This is a genomic window from Vreelandella lionensis (assembly GCF_044543515.1).
Taxonomy (GTDB): domain Bacteria; phylum Pseudomonadota; class Gammaproteobacteria; order Pseudomonadales; family Halomonadaceae; genus Vreelandella; species Vreelandella lionensis.
Genome location: NZ_JBITWC010000009.1, coordinates 50,836 through 68,590, shown reverse-complemented (window position 1 = coordinate 68,590; position 17,755 = coordinate 50,836). Strand labels below are relative to the sequence as shown.

At 57.3% G+C, this 17,755-nt stretch carries 19 protein-coding genes; 4 read left to right on the top strand and 15 right to left on the bottom strand.

Features of this window, described 5'->3' with window-relative positions; genetic code table 11:
- Positions 1-61: 61 nt before the first annotated feature.
- Entirely contained in the window at positions 62-856 is a 795-nt protein-coding gene (locus ACIGG6_RS07435) for an SDR family NAD(P)-dependent oxidoreductase (protein ID WP_253017887.1), read from the top strand.
- 4 nt (positions 857-860) lie between these two features.
- Here ACIGG6_RS07435 and ACIGG6_RS07430 read toward each other — a convergent pair whose 3' ends face one another.
- From ACIGG6_RS07430 to fabV, 4 genes are all read right to left on the bottom strand, one after another.
- Positions 861-1,835, bottom strand: coding sequence for a GlxA family transcriptional regulator (locus tag ACIGG6_RS07430; protein ID WP_253504913.1), 975 nt, complete (start codon positions 1,833-1,835; stop codon positions 861-863).
- Positions 1,836-1,990: 155 nt separating this feature from the next.
- A complete protein-coding gene (locus tag ACIGG6_RS07425) occupies positions 1,991-2,836 on the bottom strand; it encodes a PRC-barrel domain-containing protein (protein ID WP_399843576.1) in 846 nt (281 codons plus the stop codon).
- A 268-nt stretch (positions 2,837-3,104) separates the two neighbouring features.
- Positions 3,105-3,320, bottom strand: coding sequence for a hypothetical protein (locus tag ACIGG6_RS07420; RefSeq protein ID WP_083024833.1), 216 nt, complete (start codon positions 3,318-3,320; stop codon positions 3,105-3,107).
- A 69-nt stretch (positions 3,321-3,389) separates the two neighbouring features.
- Positions 3,390-4,595 (bottom strand): enoyl-ACP reductase FabV, encoded by a 1,206-nt coding sequence (gene fabV, locus ACIGG6_RS07415; RefSeq protein WP_083024832.1) that lies wholly within the window; start codon positions 4,593-4,595, stop codon positions 3,390-3,392.
- A gap of 160 nt (positions 4,596-4,755) precedes the next feature.
- On the opposite strand from fabV, the gene ACIGG6_RS07410 reads away from it, so the two are divergent.
- Positions 4,756-5,139: a DUF7079 family protein gene (locus tag ACIGG6_RS07410; RefSeq protein ID WP_044629259.1), complete on the top strand. Its 384-nt coding sequence runs from the start codon at positions 4,756-4,758 to the stop codon at positions 5,137-5,139.
- Positions 5,140-5,151: 12 nt separating this feature from the next.
- Here ACIGG6_RS07410 and ACIGG6_RS07405 read toward each other — a convergent pair whose 3' ends face one another.
- Both ACIGG6_RS07405 and ACIGG6_RS07400 read right to left on the bottom strand, forming a co-directional pair.
- Complete coding sequence (locus ACIGG6_RS07405; RefSeq protein WP_399843728.1) at positions 5,152-5,637, bottom strand: glutathione peroxidase; 486 nt, start codon at positions 5,635-5,637, stop codon at positions 5,152-5,154.
- Between the two features lie 75 nt (positions 5,638-5,712).
- Positions 5,713-6,330, bottom strand: coding sequence for a LysE family translocator (locus tag ACIGG6_RS07400; RefSeq protein ID WP_253504916.1), 618 nt, complete (start codon positions 6,328-6,330; stop codon positions 5,713-5,715).
- Positions 6,331-6,563: 233 nt separating this feature from the next.
- Here ACIGG6_RS07400 and ACIGG6_RS07395 point away from each other — a divergent pair, with 233 nt between their 5' ends.
- Positions 6,564-7,295, top strand: coding sequence for a YebC/PmpR family DNA-binding transcriptional regulator (locus ACIGG6_RS07395; protein WP_083024829.1), 732 nt, complete (start codon positions 6,564-6,566; stop codon positions 7,293-7,295).
- Positions 7,296-7,299: 4 nt separating this feature from the next.
- On the opposite strand, the gene ACIGG6_RS07390 is transcribed toward ACIGG6_RS07395, so the two are convergent.
- The 3 genes from ACIGG6_RS07390 to ACIGG6_RS07380 are packed head-to-tail and all read right to left on the bottom strand — an operon-like array spanning position 7,300 to position 10,093.
- A complete protein-coding gene (locus ACIGG6_RS07390; protein WP_399843571.1) occupies positions 7,300-8,058 on the bottom strand; it encodes a DUF429 domain-containing protein in 759 nt (252 codons plus the stop codon).
- Complete coding sequence (locus ACIGG6_RS07385; RefSeq protein WP_399843569.1) at positions 8,058-8,885, bottom strand: mechanosensitive ion channel family protein; 828 nt, start codon at positions 8,883-8,885, stop codon at positions 8,058-8,060. The genes ACIGG6_RS07390 and ACIGG6_RS07385 overlap by 1 nt, the downstream gene beginning before the upstream one ends.
- 8 nt (positions 8,886-8,893) lie before the next feature.
- Positions 8,894-10,093 (bottom strand): hypothetical protein, encoded by a 1,200-nt coding sequence (locus tag ACIGG6_RS07380; protein ID WP_253504926.1) that lies wholly within the window; start codon positions 10,091-10,093, stop codon positions 8,894-8,896.
- 138 nt (positions 10,094-10,231) lie between these two features.
- Between ACIGG6_RS07380 and ACIGG6_RS07375 the strand changes: the two genes are divergently transcribed.
- Positions 10,232-10,498: a hypothetical protein gene (locus ACIGG6_RS07375; protein ID WP_083024823.1), complete on the top strand. Its 267-nt coding sequence runs from the start codon at positions 10,232-10,234 to the stop codon at positions 10,496-10,498.
- Positions 10,499-10,571: 73 nt separating this feature from the next.
- On the opposite strand, the gene ACIGG6_RS07370 is transcribed toward ACIGG6_RS07375, so the two are convergent.
- From ACIGG6_RS07370 to ybaK, 6 genes are all read right to left on the bottom strand, one after another.
- Entirely contained in the window at positions 10,572-11,579 is a 1,008-nt protein-coding gene (locus ACIGG6_RS07370) for an NAD(P)-dependent alcohol dehydrogenase (RefSeq protein WP_399843566.1), read from the bottom strand.
- A 45-nt stretch (positions 11,580-11,624) separates the two neighbouring features.
- The gene (locus ACIGG6_RS07365) at positions 11,625-13,517 is read right to left on the bottom strand and encodes an ABC transporter ATP-binding protein (RefSeq protein WP_399843563.1); all 1,893 of its coding nucleotides are present in this window, start codon (positions 13,515-13,517) and stop codon (positions 11,625-11,627) included.
- 67 nt (positions 13,518-13,584) lie between these two features.
- Complete coding sequence (locus ACIGG6_RS07360) at positions 13,585-14,628, bottom strand: AbrB family transcriptional regulator (protein ID WP_399843562.1); 1,044 nt, start codon at positions 14,626-14,628, stop codon at positions 13,585-13,587.
- Positions 14,629-14,726: 98 nt separating this feature from the next.
- Complete coding sequence (locus ACIGG6_RS07355; RefSeq protein WP_253506838.1) at positions 14,727-15,584, bottom strand: PA4780 family RIO1-like protein kinase; 858 nt, start codon at positions 15,582-15,584, stop codon at positions 14,727-14,729.
- Between the two features lie 111 nt (positions 15,585-15,695).
- Complete coding sequence (dbpA, locus tag ACIGG6_RS07350; RefSeq protein ID WP_399843559.1) at positions 15,696-17,093, bottom strand: ATP-dependent RNA helicase DbpA; 1,398 nt, start codon at positions 17,091-17,093, stop codon at positions 15,696-15,698.
- Between the two features lie 108 nt (positions 17,094-17,201).
- Positions 17,202-17,669, bottom strand: a complete 468-nt coding sequence (gene ybaK, locus ACIGG6_RS07345) for a Cys-tRNA(Pro) deacylase (protein ID WP_083024814.1) — start codon at positions 17,667-17,669, stop codon at positions 17,202-17,204.
- Positions 17,670-17,755: the final 86 nt, after the last annotated feature.

Genomic DNA, 17,755 nt, shown 5'->3' with positions numbered 1-17,755 from the left:
TAGGGCATTCACTGGTGCCTTGTGGAGCGGCACGGACATTTTTGACCCAAGGAGCTGAACCATGAAGATCGATCTACGCGGCAAGCATGCCATTATCACCGGATCTACCGCCGGTATCGGCTATGCCATCGCAGAAGGACTGGCCAACGCGGGCGCAGAAATAGTCGTTACCGGGCGCACGCAGCAGCGGGTGGATGATGCCATCGCTGCCCTAAAAAAGCGCCTGCCCGAGGCCCGAGCGACCGGGGTAGCCGCCGATCTAGGTACTGCAGAAGGGTGTCAGGCTCTGATTGACCAGCAGCCCGAGACCGACATCCTTATCAATAACGTAGGCATCTTTGGCCCACAAGACTTCTTCGACGTAGATGACGCCACTTGGCAACAATTCTTCGATGTTAACATCATGAGTGCGGTTCGTTTGTCGCGTCATTACGCCAAGGGCATGCGTGAGCGCGATTGGGGCCGCATCCAGTTCGTGTCCAGCGAATCCGGGATCAACATTCCCAGTGAAATGGTTCACTACGGCATGACAAAGTCTGCGCTACTGTCCATTTCACGAGGACTGGCAAAAGTATTGAGTGGCACCCAAGTCACAGTCAACGCTATTCTGCCAGGACCCACGCGCTCAGAGGGCGTGTTGAACATGCTCAGCGACATCGCTCAGAAAGAGGGTATCTCGCAGCAGGAAGTAGAAGCGCGTTTCGTCAAAGAGAACCGTCCGTCGTCGATCATTCAGCGCTTGGCGACGCCCGAAGAAGTCGCCCACATGAGCGTCTATGCAGCCTCGCCACAGGCCAGTGCCACTACCGGTGCCGCGCTTCGCGTAGAGGGCGGCATCGTGGATACACTGACGTAAAGCATTAACCGAGCCGCTCCTCTCTCGGCGTCATGCCGAAATGGTGACGGTAGGCGGTTGAGAAGTGTGCCCCTGAAGAAAACCCAGTGGCAAAGGCAATATCACCGACGGCCCGGTCGCTCTCACGCAGCTGTTTGCGTGCCTCCTGCAAACGCAGGTCGAGGTAGTAGCGGCTGGGCACCGCCTGCAGGTACTTCTTGAATAATCGCTCCAACTGACGCCGGGAGATCCCCAAATGCTCGGCCAGTTCCAGCGTCGAGAGCGGCTCTTCGATATTGGCTTCCATTAGGGTGACCGCATCCACCAAGCTTTGGGGGGCGTGTCCCAAACGGTTACGCAGCGGAACGTGCTGGCGCTCATCAGCCAATCGAATGCGGTCGCAGACGAACTGTTCAGAGACTTGCTCGGCCAAGCGCGGGCCGTGATGCTTGCCAATTAGCGTGAGCATCATATCCATAGCGGCGGTGCCGCCCGCGCAGGTCAGGCGGTCACGATCAATTTCAAACAGCTGTTGGGAGAGCGTCACCTGGGGATAGGCTTGGGCAAACGCATCGAAGCGCTGCCAAGGCAAGGTAGCGCGGTAGCCTTCTAGCAAACCACAGCGGGCGAGCACCTCGGTGCCTCCGGCCAAACCGCCGATAGCAACGCCACGGCCATGATGGCTACGCAGCCACTCATTGAGCTTCGCGGGCAATACGTAGGGTAGCGGCGTAGGCGCACACACCAGCAGTAAATCCAGCGGGCCAAGGGGGGCTCCTAACGCATGCTGCGCGATGAGCGAAAGCTGCGCGCCGCTGCGCACGGGCTCTTCATCTAGGCTGAGGGTAACGGTGTGGTAAAGCATCTGGCCGCTCAGCTGATTGGCCATTTGCAGCGGCTCAATAGCGCTGGCGTGAGCCAACAGCGAAAACCCCGGCAGCAGCACAAACGCCACCCGCCTGCGGTTGCTAGGGGGTGGCGTTAACGTACTGGAGTGCATGTGGGTTCGCTGTACTGCCTATTGCGCTGCATGAAAACCGCCGCTGGCTAACTGGGTCATTTGTGTTACCAACATCTTACCCAATTGTGCCACTGAAGGCAGCGCCTGCTATCGCTATCTCAAAAAAGACGTCGCAGGGCTATAGCGAGTGAGTGTTACCTGTTCTCTTCCGCGTCTGAAAGCGTCGTTTGGTTATCAATAAACTGGTAGTCACTCTCGCGGTATTCGTCGGCGGACGCTTCGATCTCTTCGCTACCGTAGTCGGTGTTGACGACCAACTGGTCTCCTTCGCGCTGCATCTCTTTCACGGGGAGCGCTACATCACTAGCGCCGAAGCCCCAGATGCCGCCAATCGAGACAATCGCAAACAGCTCGCCACTCTCTTGATGACGGGCAATGTGCTGGATTTCACCCACTTCATCACCCTGTTGGTTAGCGACGCTCATGCCTTCCAGGTCCCGTGCGCGCTCCGCCATCAGCGAGTTGCCCTGGTCGCTTTGCTGAACGTCTTCCTGCACGACTTGTTGATTCTGCTGCTGCGCTGACGTCTGTTCTTGATCGCGCCCTTCGTTATCCCGGTTAACCTCTACCTCTGCAGTGTCAGCCTGCTCAATAGTCACCTCCGGTTCGCCGCGCTGCTCAACGGTGACGTTCGGCTCCGCCTCTTCCACCGTCACTTCCGGCTCGGGCTGTTCAATGGTCACGTCGGGCTTAGGCTGCTCGATGGTGACGTCAGGTTTTGACTGTTCGACCGTGATGTTGGGCGACTCCTGCTGCACCTGAACATCCGCAGGCGCTTGGTCAACCGTGACATCCATCGTCTCGTTGCCATCTGGGGTTTGGCCGTTTTGGCGCTGCTGTTCGGCCACTTCGTTCTGTCGCTGTTGCGACATGTCCCGGGTGGTCGATGCGTCAGTCTGATCATCATTTTGGGCAAAAGCGATGCCTGACAATCCGGCACATACTGTACCAATGGCTACTGCGAGTGCTGTCCGTTTCATACCCTTTCTCCTTTTGCTGAAGTGCACTTTTTCCTGAAGTACACTTTGCAAGCTAGTTAACCACAGCGCTTGAACGCAACGTAAAACGGCAAGAAACAGTAACGTTGTACTTAGGTTAACGGACTTTTAGCAGGAGATAGGTGCAAAAGCTTACAAACATTAAAATCATCACTTGGCGTAGTCATCGCCCAGAATGCAAAACCAGGGGGGCTTAAACGCATACTGCCGGACCATAGGCCCGGCAATATGCACCGCAAAAGCGCAAGATTTAGCCGCCGCTATTGCCTAGCCCCAGCATCACAATGCCAGCGACGATGATGCCCATAATCACGATGATTAACGGCAGCATTTTATGCAGCCCATTAGCGGGCTTTTTCGCTTCTGGTTGCTGCTGAGGCTGCGAGGTCTCGAAATCTTCGGGTAAGCGCTCGCTCAGCATATGCTCTTTCTCTTCTTCCCGGGTCTTGCTCTCTCTGGTATCCATACAGCACCTCATCCTATCCGGTTAGATGATCAACAGCGCGGCGGCAAGCGTTACCCGTCGCGCGTTGCCCTATAGTGTCACGACATCAAACTCGACTTCCGGGTTCACATCGGCGTCGTAATCTACGTCGTTACGCTCGAAGCCAAACAGCTTCAAAAACTCATGCTTGTAACCAGCATAGTCGGTAATGTCGAATAAGTTCTCGGTGGTGACTTCCGGCCAGAGATCTTGGCAGGCTTTTTGAACGTCGTCGCGCAGTTCCCAGTCGTCCAAACGCAGGCGACCGTGGTCATCGGTGACCATTTCGCCGGTCTGGCCGGAGTAAAGACGCTCGCCGAACAGGCGGTTCAGCTGGTCAATGGTGCCTTCGTGGAGGCCCTGCTCTTTCATGATGCGGTAGACCATGGCGATATACAGCGGCATCACGGGGATCGCGGCGCTGGCCTGGGTCACCACGGATTTCAGCACGGCCACGTTGGCACCACCGCCGCTCTCTTTGAGCTTGGCATCGATGGCGGACGCTGCGCGGTCCAGGTCCTCTTTGGCTTTACCCAGGGCACCGTGCCAGTAGATCGGCCAGGTAATTTCGGTGCCGATGTAGCTAAACGCCACGCTGCGCGCGCCTTTGGCCAGCACGCCCGCATCATCCAGCGCGCTCATCCACAGCTCCCAATCTTCGCCGCCCATCACGGTGATGGTGTCGTCGATCTCTTGCTGGGTGGCCGGTTCCACTTCGGCTTCAATAATGGCGTCTTTATTGGTATCGATCGCCGTGGCGCGGTAGGTCTCACCAATCGGCTTTAGGCTGGAGCGCTTTAGCTCACCGCTGTCAGGTAGCTTACGCACGGGAGAGGCCAGCGAGTAGACCACGAGATCAATCTCGCCCATGTCCTGCTTGATCAGCTCAATGGCTTTTTCCCGCGCTTCGTGGGAGAACGCATCGCCATTAATGGATTTGCTGTACAGACCTTCCTGCTTGGCAAACTTATCGAACGCGGCGCTGTTGTACCAGCCAGCGGTGCCCGGCTTCTTCTCGGTGCCCGGCTTTTCAAAAAACACCCCCAGAGTGTCGGCGCCGTAACCAAAGGCGGCGGTAATACGCGCCGCTAGGCCGTAACCGCTAGAGGCACCGATCACCAGCACTTTCTTCGGGCCTTGGCTTTTATCCAAACCACGGGCGCGGGTCGCTTCGATCTGCTCGAGAACGTTCTGCTCGCAGCCTTTCGGGTGGGTGGTGGTGCAGATAAAGCCACGCACTTTCGGTTTAATGATCACATTCGACCCCTTCATCAGATGAGTATTGCGTTCGGCACGGCAGTGCCGAGTTATCAATGAGGGTATTCTAGCGGTCTCGGCGCGCCCTGTCCGCTCTTGAGCTTATCCGCCATTCGCGGCAGGATAGCGGCCTGCCCACCACTTGCCGACGGGATCTTTAATGAATGCACAGCAGCTAGTCGATGAGCGGGGCGATTTGTGGCTAGCACTTGCCCCTCTCTGGCTTGACCGCGAACCCAGCGAGCGCGACTACGCCCATATGATTGAGGTGATTGAGCAGCACAAGATGTCGCTCAAAGAGCTTGAGTGGATGCTACGCCTGGAGCTGGCGCCGGTGATGTCACGCCACCAGCTATCGGTTGCCAGTGAGTGGCGCAAGTTCGATGACTACAAACTGATGAAGCAGCTGGTGAACCACAATCTGAAACTGAAAGGCTGGCGGCGCAAAAGCTGGGCACTCTTTTCGGGATTGACGACCATGATGGTTCGCCATCGCTGGACCGAGCTAATGCAACGCTTGATGGTCGCGCGCGGGGAGGTTTAGCGGCTGGCTGATTCACTCTTTATCCAGTGCGGCTTCAAGGGCTAAGCGCAGCGTTAACCCATGATCCTTGGGGCCAAAGCGGGCGATGACCTTGCCATCTCGGCCTACCAGAAACTTGGTGAAATTCCACTTTACAGCTTTGGTGCCCAAAATCCCTGGCGCCTCCCGCTTGAGCTGTACAAATAGCGGGTGAGCATCGGAGCCGTTGACTTTCACCTTTTCCAGCAGCGGAAAGCTCACCCCGAACTGCTGCTCGCCAAAGGCGCAGAACGCCTCGGCACTCTCGGGCGACTGGCGCCCAAACTGGTTGCAGGGAAAGCCCAACACCATAAAGCCGCGATCCCGATAGCGCTGATAAAGCCCCTCAAGCTCTTTTAACTGAGGAGTGAAGCCGCACTGGCTGGCCACATTCACCACCAGCAGTACCTGCCCGCGCAGTGCGCGCAGGTTAAAAGGCTCACCCTGGTGGGTATAACAATCCTGCTCGTAAATCGTCATCGCCAGGCCTCTAAATGCCTTTACCAGCATGCGCCTTACCTTGCCATGGCAACGGTAGTGACACCAGCGTGGAAATTAAATTATGGGCCCCGCCACCACACGCAGCGCCAGCGCAATCAACAGTACGCCGGTAATGCGGTTAATCCAGTGGGCGTGGCGCTGCAGCCACGGCAGCACCCGAGAGTGAGAAAGCCCTACGGCCACCAGCACGTACCAGCCACCATCAATAATAATAGCCGTGGCCACGATAATCGCCTTGGCGAGTAGGCTCATCTCGGGGGTGACAAACTGGCTTAATAGCGCCACAAAAAAGATGATCAGCTTAGGGTTGCCCAGTGCCACCAACACTGCCTCTTTGGCCGCCTGACGCGGTGTGGTGGCCACGGCGCCCGGCGTAAGCGCGCCACCCCGGCCCGCCCGCAACGCTTTTATCCCCAGCCACGCCAGGTAGGCAGCACCAAACCATGTAATCAGCTGAAAAAGCTCGGGAAAGCGTACCATTACAGCGCCCAAGCCCAGCACGGTGAGCAACGCGTAAAACCCTACGCCTAAGGCATGAAAGATCGCGGCGGTCATTCCCGGCACGCGACCACCCCCCAAAGTGTGGCGTAGCACCAATGCTAAGCTTGGCCCAGGCGACATGGCCCCCATCGCACAAATGGCAGCCAGCGAAAGCCAGAGTGTCAGCGGCATTTTCTCCTCCATGGATAGCATCGTTATGAGCTGGCCAGTATACGACAGCGCTTGCCTAAGCTAAGGCCAATTCTTGTGTTGTTGCCTGTAGCATGTCTTTTAACCGTAGGGGAAACCACCCAGGCGCTTAAATAACGCTGTTAGCATGGTACGCTGTTGGGTAAAATTTTCCCCTTTTTGAAAACGATGACGCCTGCCATGCAGGCGGTTCATGGCTAATAAAGGACTTCAATATGGGTAGGGCGTTTCAAAACCGTAAGGAATCCATGGCCAAAACGGCCGCTGCGAAAACCAAGGTTTACAGCAAGTATGGGCGTGAAATTTACGTCTGTGCCAAAGCGGGCGGCACGGACCCCAACGGTAACCTCGCGCTGCGCGGTTTGATGGAGCGTGCCAAGAAAGACCAGGTGCCGTCCCACGTCATTGATAAAGCCCTGGACAAAGCCAGCGGCGCAGGAGGCGAAGACTTCTCTCCGGCACGCTACGAGGGCTTTGGCCCCGGCAACGCCATGGTGATTGTCGACTGCTTGACCGACAACCCCAACCGCACCTTTGGCGATGTACGCGGCTGCTTCACCAAAACCAAGAGCAAGATCGGCACGCCGGGCAGCGTCAGCCACATGTTCGACCACTGCGCAATTTTCTCCTTTAACGGCAGCGATGAAGAAGCCGTACTGGAAGCGCTGATGGAAGCAGATGTGGATGTCACCGATATTGAGCAGGAAGAGGGCCGCATCACGGTGTTTGCCCCGCATACCGACTACGCCAAAGCCAAGCAGGCACTGCTGGATGCTTTCGGCGAAATCGACTTTGAAACGGATGAGATCCAGTTCCTGCCGCAAACCACCACGCCAATTGAAGGCGATGATGTGGCGATGTTTGAAAAATTCCTTGGCATGCTGGAAGAGCTAGACGATGTGCAAAACGTCTTCCACAGCGCGGAGCTGCCGGAAGAGAACGCTTAAACGGCTATTCGCTTAACGCATCCCTCGGTACAAAGATCCACCCTTCGGCCGCTGGCATCTCTGCTGGCGGCCAAGCCACGCTCTCTTTTGCATGCTCCAAGCTCCACGCCAGTAGCGCACAGTGCCAAGCATCGTGAATATCCTGCTGCTTTGGCGTTGGTTGATGGAGCATGGCGTGCAATGTTTCAGGCATGTACACGCGCTGACGCAGCGCCGCAAACCCAGCCGACCGTTTAGCGGGCGACGGATAACCTTCGACCGCACACAGCTCCCCCGCTACCGAGTGCCACTGCCCGCAGGCCGTTATATGCGGAGCAAACCGTGCTAGAAAGTGCATGCCTTTGGTGGCTTGGCTGCCAATCATGTCTTTAATCGGCGAAAGCGGCGTGACCCCTCGGGCGAATAGCCAGCGCTCAGTCTCCCGGTATAGATAAGGGTTATCCTGGGAGCGGCCCAATGAATCCACCGCCTCGCCACGGGCAAGTGCCAGAAGCGCCTGAGGAAGCGCTAACGGCGTATCAATCGCCATTGCCACTCGCTCATTGCCACTGGGCACATATTGGCACAGCGCCAGCAGCCGGTTGATCACATCACGGCTAGAGGTAGCGTCATTTAGCGTTACGCGCAGGTTTCCCCGCCACGGCGTGCCTATAACATTGAGCGCGTCATCCAGCACCACCAGCGCATCGCGGCTGGCAGAGTTGTTGTCGCAGTTCCAGCCGCCCACGTCCCATCCAATATAGAGTGTGGTTGGTGTTGTCATCAGCTAGCGGCACCTCGTGCATCTAGGGCGGCATCCGGTGGTAGCAGCGCTGGTTGAATGCCAGCAGTGCTTAGCACTGCTTTGCCGCGCACCGTTAAGTCAGTGATAAACAGAAACTGCTGGCGGGGGTCGACGGGATAAGCACGGATACGGTAATGGGTGCCCCAGGGCTTCTCCTCCGCCACCACGATAATCGGCTTATCAAACTTTAAGTAAGCACTGGTCAGCGCTACATCGCGTAGCGCTTTGCGCACCCAACCGGCCTCATGCTCTGGATGAAGGTAAAAACTCGCCACGCACTGTAGGCTGGTGCCGCCGTTGTTGGCGTTGTAGATGGCGGTGTCCCACAGCTTTAAATGCGGCACGGCCACCAAGTCATCGTCCGGCGTTTGTACTTCCACCGTGCGCATCCCCACGTGCTTTACCTCACCGTAGGTGCCTTCAATCTTCACCCAATCGCCAGGGCGGTATGGCAGCTCGACGGCAGACACCACCCCGGCAATCAAGCTGCTGACATAATCTTTCAGCGCAAAACCTATGGCTAACCCAATGGCCCCCAGCAGCGTCACCATATTGCGCAGCGACGGCTCGATAATGATCGGTACGGCAATGGCGAGCGCGGCAATCAAAATGATCAGCCTGGTGAGTGGCACTAGGGCAAAGACCCGAAAGCGCACTTGGCCGTGCAGCCGATTCGCCACCCAGTTGAGTCCACGCTGGCTGACAATAATCAGTAGAATCGTGCTGACCAAGATAATGCCGAGCGTGATCAGCGTTTGGCTATCTATATCGTTAAACAGCTTGGCGTACTGCCCTTGGTCTTCCATCAGTGCTCCTAAAGCGGGTCAACGAGATAGTTACGCGACTCAAGCAACTGCCGCACACTGGCATAGCTAAGCGGAGCCACCTGCCAGCGCCCCTGCTGGCTGCTAAGAATGCCGCGCCGCGCCAGGGCAAAGCGTGCATTTAACGCTTCGTGGTCAGAAAAGGGCAGCACGTGCTTTAAGGCTTGGTCTTCTAGCCCGCCGTGAATCAGCAGGGTATGCAGCAGTAAAGTAGCTAGATCGCCGGTATCTGTGGGTAGTTCGGCTTCAGCCAGCGCGTCCAGTAGCCACAGTTCTTGAGAAGTGTCGCTATCCTCTTTATCGCTACTTTTATCGCTACGTTTATGGCCATTGTTATCACTGCTATCCGAATCTTCTGCTGGCTCACGCAGCCGCTCGCGCCAGTAGTGCCAGGCAATTCCCAGGTGCCCCCGGCAGTGTGCCGTTAGGCGTTGCAGCTCTTTAAAGACCACTTTTTGATCACTGTCGCTGGTGAGAATCGATTTTCCCGTACGTGTACTGTACACCGTCGGGCACTCCCCCGCTGCTTGGGAAAAATAGTGGGCCAACTGTTCACCTTCGAGCCCTTGGAGGGTCAATACCGGCACGCCCTCCAGCCCCACCGCATGCTGTAAGTAGGCGTAGGTCCAACTGTCGCACCCCATCACGCTCTGCCCCAGGCGCCCACTCAAGGCACGCTCAAGCAACTCACGAACGCCTTGCAAGCCATTGGTATGGCGTAAAAAGTGGTACTCCAAGGCAGGAATTGCCCAGCGCTTTAGCTGGGTAGCGTCTTCTACCCAGGCTAGGCTGCCGTCCACTAGCTCTTTCAGCGTGGGTACGGTGAGGCAAGGAATATCCTGTTGCGCAGCCCATTGGCTCACCACGGTGCTGTGCCCGCCGTAAGGCGGTGAAATAAACAGCACAACCGGCGCATCTTCGTAGTCTTTCAGCGCCTGTTTCAAGCGTTCGGTGGCGGGCATCCAGTCAATGGGGGGCGCAACATGCGCCAGCTTCACTTCAGGCAGCGCGCGCAGTTCACTCTCCTGCTTCGCTTGGCGCTCGGAAGCTTCCTTGCCTATCATCCAGGTGGTGGCCGCTCGCCAGCTACGCCGCCACTGGCTCGCCTGAGTGCGCTCAGGGGTTTGAAAGGTGTCTAATGCCACCACGTTCCATGGCGATAAAGCCGCGTTCGTTGAGCCTTGCGCCATATCCCGCCTCGATTCAGTAAACTAGATTAAGGTTAGCATGCCTTATGCCATACCCCCGGGGCTAGCCGAACTTATCGTCTAAAATAAAGTCGTTATACCCAAGTAACTCACACTTCAAGCGATGCGCAGGAGGCAACGATGAGCGTGGTTAACGTCACTATGGCAGAACTACACGAGAAGCTTGCAAAGTGCATTGCTGGCGAGCGAGTACTCGTTGACCAGGAAGGCAACCGGTTCAGCGGAAGAATTCAGCATGTCGGGGTGATGGGAGTGAAGGTCATTCCCGAAACCGTGATTAAAAACAGTACCGGCGACCCTGGCGATATGGATGGCGTCACTGTGCCTTACGACGACATCTGGGAGCTTGAGGTAAAAGGCGTGGTATTTAGCCGATTAGGAGAGTAGGGCAACATGGTTGATACGCACTACACGCCCGCCTTCTATGCAGACGTGTAGTACGATTGTTAGCGCTTGATTATCAGAAGGTCAGGCAGATTTTACCAAAGTGCTTGCCAGACTCTTGGTAACGAAATGCCTCTGAGATCTCAGTAAGCGCGAACTCACGATCAATAATCGGTTTCAAGTTAGCCGCTTCAATGGCGTTAATCATCTCTACCTGGTGGCGACGGCTACCGACAATCAGCCCCTGCAGCTTGGCCTGTTTCGCCATGAGCTTGGCGGTGGGAATTTCCCCTTCACGCCCGGTGAGAACACCAATCAGTGAGATATGCCCGCCAATCTTCACCGCGTCAATGGATTGCGGCAGCGTACCCGGGCCGCCGATTTCAACCACGTGATCCACGCCTTCACCATTGGTGAGAGCTTTGACCGCTTTGCCCCACTCCGGCGTTTCGCGGTAGTTGATCGTGTGCTCAGCCCCCAGCTCCCGAAGGCGCGCCAACTTCTCGTTGGAGGAAGTGGTAGCAATGACGCGAGCGCCCATCATCTTGGCAAACTGCAGCGCGAAGATAGACACGCCGCCAGTGCCCAGCACTAGCACGGTATCCCCCGCTTTCAGCCCGCCATCGACGACTAACGCGCGCCAAGCGGTTAAACCGGCGGTTGTCAACGTGGAGGACTCAGCATGGCTGTAGCCTTGCGGCTGGCGAGTAAACCACTCAGCCGGGCGAATCACCTGCTCGCGAGCATAGCCATCGACGCCATCGCCAGGCGTGGTGGTGAAGTCGCCTACGCGCGCCGGGCCTTCCAGCCAGTAAGGGAAGAAAGTCGAGACGACCGCATCGCCCACGGCAAACTCTTCCACACCTTCGCCAACGGATTCCACCACGCCCGCGCCATCCGACATTGGGATGCGCTTATCGTCGGTGGGAATCATCCCCGCCACGACCGCGTAGTCGTGAAAGTTCAGTGAGCTGGCGTGCAGGCGCACTTTGATCTCGCCAGGGCCTGGCTCCCCTGGGGCTGCCACGTCGACAACATTTAATTTATCTAAACCGCCGGGTTGTTGAAGCTGGATAGCTTGCATCAGTACCTCCTGTTAAAGCGCCCTTACTAGGCGACCGGTCTAGTCTCAAATGGGGGCGTTGTTATCAGGATCAAGGTCGTTACCCAAAAAGCCTCCCGACTGGCGCTGCCAAAGGCCTGCATAAATGCCGTTTCGGGCGAGCAACTCCTGGTGGGTGCCGCTCTCCACCATGCGCCCTTCATCCACCACAATCAAACGGTCCAGCATGGCGATGGTGGAGAGCCGATGGGCGATGGCAATCACCGTTTTGCCCTCCATCAAGGCATCCAACTGCTCTTGAATCGCCGCTTCAACCTCGGAATCCAGCGCCGAGGTGGCTTCATCCAACACCAGGATGGGGGCATCTTTGAGCAGCACCCGGGCGATGGCAATGCGCTGGCGCTGGCCGCCTGAGAGCTTCACACCCCGCTCACCCACATGAGCATCCAAACCTCGCCGCCCTTTGGGGTCGACTAGGTCGTTGATGAAGGTATCAGCATGGGCACGGCATACCGCCTGCCAGACATCCGCATCGCTGGCATTCGGGCTGCCGTAGCGGATGTTGTCCCGCAGCGAGCGGTGCAGCAGCGAGGTGTCTTGGGTCACCATGCCGATCTGGTGGCGCAGCGAGGTCTGGGTGACCTCAGCAATGTTTTGTCCGTCGATCAGAATGCGCCCGCCCTGCAGGTCGTAAAAGCGCAGCAACAGGTTCGCCAGGGTCGATTTCCCCGCCCCGGAGCGGCCAATCAGGCCGATCTTTTCACCGGGCTTGATGGTCAGGTTCAGCCCATCAAACACATTTTTGCTCTCCCCTTTTGCCTGGGCATACTGGAAGCGCAGCGTATCGAAGACGATCTCGCCGTTGGGCACGGTCAGCGCTTTGGCGTTGGGAGCGTCTTTCACCGTCGGCTCCTGGGCGATGGTGTTCATGCCATCCTGCACCGTGCCGATGTTTTCAAACAGCCCGGCGACTTCCCATAAAATCCAGTCGGACATAAAACGGATCCGCATCACCAGGGCAATGGCGATGGCCAGCACACCCAGAGAGATCGCCTCCATGTACCACGCTGCAATCGCCATGCCTGCCGTGCCAACCAGCAGCAGCGTATTAAGCAGCGTCAAGCAGACGCTCATCACCGTGACCAAGCGCATCTGGCGATGCACGGTGACCATAAAGCCTTCCATAGCATCTTTGGCGTAGCGCTCTTCGCGCTGAGTATCGGCAAACAGCTTGATAGTCTGGATATTGCTGTAGCTATCCACCACGCGGCCAGTCATTTGCGCGCGAGCATCCGCCTGCGCCATAGAGACATCCCGCAGGCGCGGCACAAAAAAGCGCATGATGCCTAAATAGCCGATCAGCCAAAGACCTAGCGGCAGCAGCAGCCACGGATCAGCGCGGCCCAGTAGAATGGCCGCCCCGGTAAAATAGACGATGGCGTACACCATCAGATCCATCACTTTCGTAACGGTTTCACGCACCGCCAGTGCGGTTTGCATCACTTTTTGCGATACCCGCCCGGCAAACTCATCTTGATAAAATGCCAGGCTCTGGCTGAGCATATGGCGATGAGAGAGCCAGCGGCCAATCATCGGGTAGTTGCCAAAAATGCTCTGGTGAGTGACCAGCGACTGCACCAGCACCAGTAATGGCAGGCCCACCACCACTAACAAACCAAGGCCCGCCAGCCACAGGCCGTGGTTGGCCCAGAAATCGGCGCGCTCGACGCCACCCAACCAATCCACCAAATCGCCCATGTAGCTAAAGAACACCACCTCTGCGGCGGATACCACCGCCGTAATCAGCGACATCACTAGCAGCCACGGCCACACCGGGCGCGAAAAGTGCCAGATAAACGGCAACAGCCCTTTGGGCGGTGTGGTGACCTCACCCTCTGGATAGGGATTGACGCGCTCCTCAAAAAAACGGAACAGCGGCGAGAGCAGACGTGACAGCATGGAGAGTCCTTACATGACGCGATAAAAGGGAGTACAGCGGAGGAGAGTTAGCGTAATGATCGCGACGTCAGGCGTCAGGATGATGACGCATTAGCCAGCGGGCCCAGAAGGGAGCAACAATCATCAGGGTGACCATCCGCAGCAAGTGATGAAAAGCCACAAACACTGGGTCAATGTTGAGCGCGACGGCGAGTATCGCCATTTCACCAATACCGCCAGGGGCTAAAGCAAGCAAGGCAACATCGCGCCCTACCCCCACTGTTTGGTGGATCAATTCGGCAAAAACAGCCAACACGACGAGGGCCAGCAGCGTCGCAATGCCTGACTGCCATAAGTAGCGGCCCAACAGCCGCCGCGTCATACCTTGAAAGCGCGAGCCAATGGCGCTGCCCAGCACCCAGAGCATCAGGTTCATGCCCCAGCTTGGCAGGGCGAGGCTGGCGATATCTAACCCGGAGAGAAGTGCGGTGGCTAACAAGGGAGCGAGCAGCGCGGGGCTTGGCAGGCGTAGCCATTTCCCTAGCGGCAGCAACAGTGGAATAGCCAGCAACAACCAGCCATCGGTGAGTGCTGATTCTGCCGGGCCCAGCGTACCTTCTCCCCCTTCGAATGCCCAAAACAGCGGCGGTAGGAAGAGGATCACCAGCACGATACGCAGCGACTGGGCAATGGCAATGCGCTGCGGGTCGCCGCCGCATCGCTCACCCAGTAGGATCATCGCGGTCATGGCGCCCGGCGAGGCACCAAACCAAGCGCTGACAGGGTCGAAACCACAGCGGCGGTACCAGGCAGACGCCACGGCGGTTGACGCCGCTACCCCCGCCAACAGCAGCATGGCCGAAACGGGCCAGTCGAGCACCCGGTGGGCCAGCTCAGGCGTGACTTGGCTGCCGAGCACCATGCCCATCACCGCTAAAAACACGCTGCGCAGCGACTCAGGCACTTCAACCTTCACGCCTTTGGCAGACACCAGCAGGTTCGCCACCAAGGGGCCAAGCATCCAGGCCAGCGGCAGCCCCGAAATGTGAAACAGCACACCGCCTGCTGCACCAACACTGAGCGATAAGACAAGCGCCTTGGCTCTCCCTGCACTGAAACGGCTGCCCTTCACACTCCCCTCCGGTGATCTTTCGGCTATGCGATATGGCAGAGTCGTTTCATCCAACTACTTACTCTGCTAAGCGTTGCCTCAGTTTATCACTATTGGGGTTAATCCTCGTCGTCGTCATCACGCATTCGCGCCTGACGCTCAGCTTCTTCCTCTTTGGCGTCGTCGATGACTTCCATCAGCTCATCCACGTTGGCAATGTGGCTATCAAACTCGAAGTGGCCGGTGAGTTTGCTATCGGGGTGCAGCTCGCCCGCTTCATAAAGCGCCCACATCTCCTTGCCGTAGTGAGTAGTGAGCAGCTCGGGAGCAAAGCGACCAAAATAAGCGCGCATGTTATCGACATCGCGCTCCAGCATGGCGGCGGCGCTGTTATTACCGGCCGCGTCTACCGCTTGGGGCAAGTCGATAATGACTGGGCCATCGGCATCGACCAGCACGTTGAACTCAGATAGGTCACCGTGAATCAGACCCGCGCAGAGCATTTTCACCACGTCTTGAATCACTTTGGCGTGATAGCGTAAGGCTTGCTCTTCGGTCAGGGTAACATCGTCTAAGCGCGGTGCTACATCGCCTTCGGCGTCGGTAATCATCTCCATCAGCAACACGCCATCCACAAAGCCATAGGGCTTTGGCACACGAACATCAGCTGCGGCTAAGCGATACAGCGCATCCACCTCGGCGGTGAGCCACGCCTGCTCCTGCTCTTTCTGGCCGTAGCGGGTTTTCTTGGCCATGGCCCTCGCTCGGCGGCTGTTACGCTCTTTACGCCCTTCCTGGTATTGCACCGCTTGCTTGAAACTGCGCTGCTTGGCTTCCTTGAATACTTTGGCACAGCGTGTGTCGCCGCCGCAGCGCACCACATACACCTGCGCTTCCTTGCCGCTCATCAACTGCATCAGCACCTCATCGATCAGGCCGTCATCGACCAAGGGCTGTAATCGTTTGGGTGTTTTCATAGCTTGCTGCGAAGGCTCCTATCTCATGCCAGACATCTACATGGCGAATGCGCGAGTCGCGAATACGCTGATGACCGTGTGATACACATCAGCATTGATTTGAATACGTCGTTAATACCGAATGCGACGCACTCGAAAAGCACGCCCTTTTAGCTTATCCCGCTCAAGCTTTGCCTGAGCTTTTTGCACCGCTTCTCGCTCTACAGCCACGTAAGCACTGCGCGCAAGAACTTTGATTTTGCCCACCTGATCACCGCGTAGACCGCCCTCACTGGTTAAAGCCCCCAGAATATCGCCGGGGCGAAGCTTGTCCTTTTTGCCACCGGCTAGTTGCAGGGTCGCCATAGGTGGCTCAAACGGGGCACTGTTGGTCGCTTTTGGCAGCGGCTCGGTGTTCAGTGTTTCACCCAAAAGATCCGCTAAGCGTTCTAAACGGTAGCTCTCTTGGGGAGTCACCAGCGTGCAGGCAATACCACTGGCACCCGCGCGTCCGGTACGCCCAACACGGTGTACGTGTACCTCTAGCTCGCGGGCTATTTGGTAGTTAAACACAGCGTCTAGCTGAGCGATATCCAGGCCACGGGCGGCAACATCGGTGGCCACCAAAATGGACGCGCTTTGGTTGGCAAACAGCACCAATAGCCGGTCACGATCTTTTTGCTCAAGATCACCGTGGATGGCCACCGCGCTGAAGCCCGCGTCGACCAAGCTATCGGCCACGGCTTGGGTTTCTCGCTTGGTGTTGCAAAACACCACGCTGGTGGTGGGCCGTGTCGCAAGCAACAGCTGCTTTAGCGCAGCAAAGCGGGCGTCGTCGTTGGCCACATCGTAGAAGTGCTGCTCAATAGTCGTCGCGTCGTGGGTCTCTTCGACTTTAACGCTGACCGGGTCGCGCATGACGCCACGCGTCATGATCGCCAACCCGCCTGAGGCTTCCTCATCAGGAAAGGTGGCACTGAACAGTAGGGTTTGGCGGTCGGCAGGCGTATCGGAAATAATATCGTCAATGGTGGTCTGAAAACCCATATCCAGCATGCGGTCAGCCTCATCCAACACCAGCGTGGAGAGTGAACCGAGCGTGAGCGAGCCTTTACGCAGGTGCTCATCCACCCGGCCCGGCGTGCCCACCACGATGTGCGCGCCATGTTCCAACGATGCGAGCTGCGGGCCAAACGGGGCGCCGCCGCAGAGCGTGAGCACTTTCACGTTGGGCATCCCGCGGGCGAGACGACGCAGCTCTTCCGCCACTTGATCCGCCAGTTCTCGGGTGGGACACAGCACTAAACCCTGGACGCTAAACGCCTCAACGCGTAATTGGGAGAGTAGCGCCAAACCAAAGGCGGCGGTTTTGCCCGATCCCGTTTTGGCCTGGGCCATGACATCGCGGCCCGCCAACATAGGCGGCAGGCTCTGCGCCTGTACCGGCGTCATTTCGTGATAGCCAAGGGAGTCTAGGGTGCTCAGCAGCGCAGGAGAGAGCGCAAGGGATGCAAACGAGGTATCAGACACAAAAAATTCCTGAAGGGGGCGTGTTGCCCAGCAAACCGATAATTTGGAGCACCATACCAGAAAGTGCCACCCCCTGCTTTGCCATGCGCTGACTCTGATTTGTATCTCCTACGCAGAGAGCGCTGCAAATTGCCCCTGACTGAGTGCGGCTAAATCCTCCGGCGAAAGTTCGATTTCCAACCCACGCCGCCCGGCACTCACGTAAAGCGTCGACCACTGCTGTGCAGAGACATCAATGAAGGTCGGTAAGCGCTTTTTCTGGCCCAATGGGCTAACGCCGCCCAGCACGTAGCCCGTCGTGCGTTCCACAATCTCTGGGCTAGCCATCGTGGCCTTTTTAGCACCTGCCGCTTTGGCAATGCGTTTCAACCCTAACTGACAATTCACCGGCACAATGCCGACCGCCAATTGCTTGCCATCTAGGCTCACCACCAGTGTTTTAAACACCTGCTCAGCGGCTACACCCAGCTTTTCAGCCGCCTCTAGCCCGTAGGATGAGGCATCAGCATCGTGATGATACTCGTGAAGTTGAAAGGCAATACCTGCGTGCCTTGCGCTATTAATCGCCGGTGTCATGGAGCTCTCTTATGTTAAACGCGCTCGTCAGTCTGGAAACAACACTACCCACTGCTAGGCTTAATAGCGTGAGCACCTAAGGGAAG

What these genes read in the sequence shown, in the direction of transcription:
- ACIGG6_RS07390 (WP_399843571.1), bottom strand. Translation starts at nt 8,058, where the DNA reads ATGACAACACCAACCACACTCTATATTGGATGGGACGTGGGCGGCTGG.
- ACIGG6_RS07405 (WP_399843728.1), bottom strand. Translation starts at nt 5,637, where the DNA reads ATGACGATTTACGAGCAGGATTGTTATACCCACCAGGGTGAGCCTTTT.
- ACIGG6_RS07380 (WP_253504926.1), bottom strand. Translation starts at nt 10,093, where the DNA reads ATGGCGCAAGGCTCAACGAACGCGGCTTTATCGCCATGGAACGTGGTG.
- ACIGG6_RS07355 (WP_253506838.1), bottom strand. Translation starts at nt 15,584, where the DNA reads ATGAAAACACCCAAACGATTACAGCCCTTGGTCGATGACGGCCTGATC.
- ACIGG6_RS07385 (WP_399843569.1), bottom strand. Translation starts at nt 8,885, where the DNA reads ATGGAAGACCAAGGGCAGTACGCCAAGCTGTTTAACGATATAGATAGC.
- ACIGG6_RS07420 (WP_083024833.1), bottom strand. Translation starts at nt 3,320, where the DNA reads ATGGATACCAGAGAGAGCAAGACCCGGGAAGAAGAGAAAGAGCATATG.
- ACIGG6_RS07430 (WP_253504913.1), bottom strand. Translation starts at nt 1,835, where the DNA reads ATGCACTCCAGTACGTTAACGCCACCCCCTAGCAACCGCAGGCGGGTG.
- ACIGG6_RS07400 (WP_253504916.1), bottom strand. Translation starts at nt 6,330, where the DNA reads ATGCCGCTGACACTCTGGCTTTCGCTGGCTGCCATTTGTGCGATGGGG.
- ACIGG6_RS07365 (WP_399843563.1), bottom strand. Translation starts at nt 13,517, where the DNA reads ATGCTGTCACGTCTGCTCTCGCCGCTGTTCCGTTTTTTTGAGGAGCGC.
- ACIGG6_RS07375 (WP_083024823.1), top strand. Translation starts at nt 10,232, where the DNA reads ATGAGCGTGGTTAACGTCACTATGGCAGAACTACACGAGAAGCTTGCA.
- ACIGG6_RS07370 (WP_399843566.1), bottom strand. Translation starts at nt 11,579, where the DNA reads ATGCAAGCTATCCAGCTTCAACAACCCGGCGGTTTAGATAAATTAAAT.
- ACIGG6_RS07425 (WP_399843576.1), bottom strand. Translation starts at nt 2,836, where the DNA reads ATGAAACGGACAGCACTCGCAGTAGCCATTGGTACAGTATGTGCCGGA.
- ACIGG6_RS07435 (WP_253017887.1), top strand. Translation starts at nt 62, where the DNA reads ATGAAGATCGATCTACGCGGCAAGCATGCCATTATCACCGGATCTACC.
- ACIGG6_RS07410 (WP_044629259.1), top strand. Translation starts at nt 4,756, where the DNA reads ATGAATGCACAGCAGCTAGTCGATGAGCGGGGCGATTTGTGGCTAGCA.
- ACIGG6_RS07395 (WP_083024829.1), top strand. Translation starts at nt 6,564, where the DNA reads ATGGGTAGGGCGTTTCAAAACCGTAAGGAATCCATGGCCAAAACGGCC.
- ybaK (WP_083024814.1), bottom strand. Translation starts at nt 17,669, where the DNA reads ATGACACCGGCGATTAATAGCGCAAGGCACGCAGGTATTGCCTTTCAA.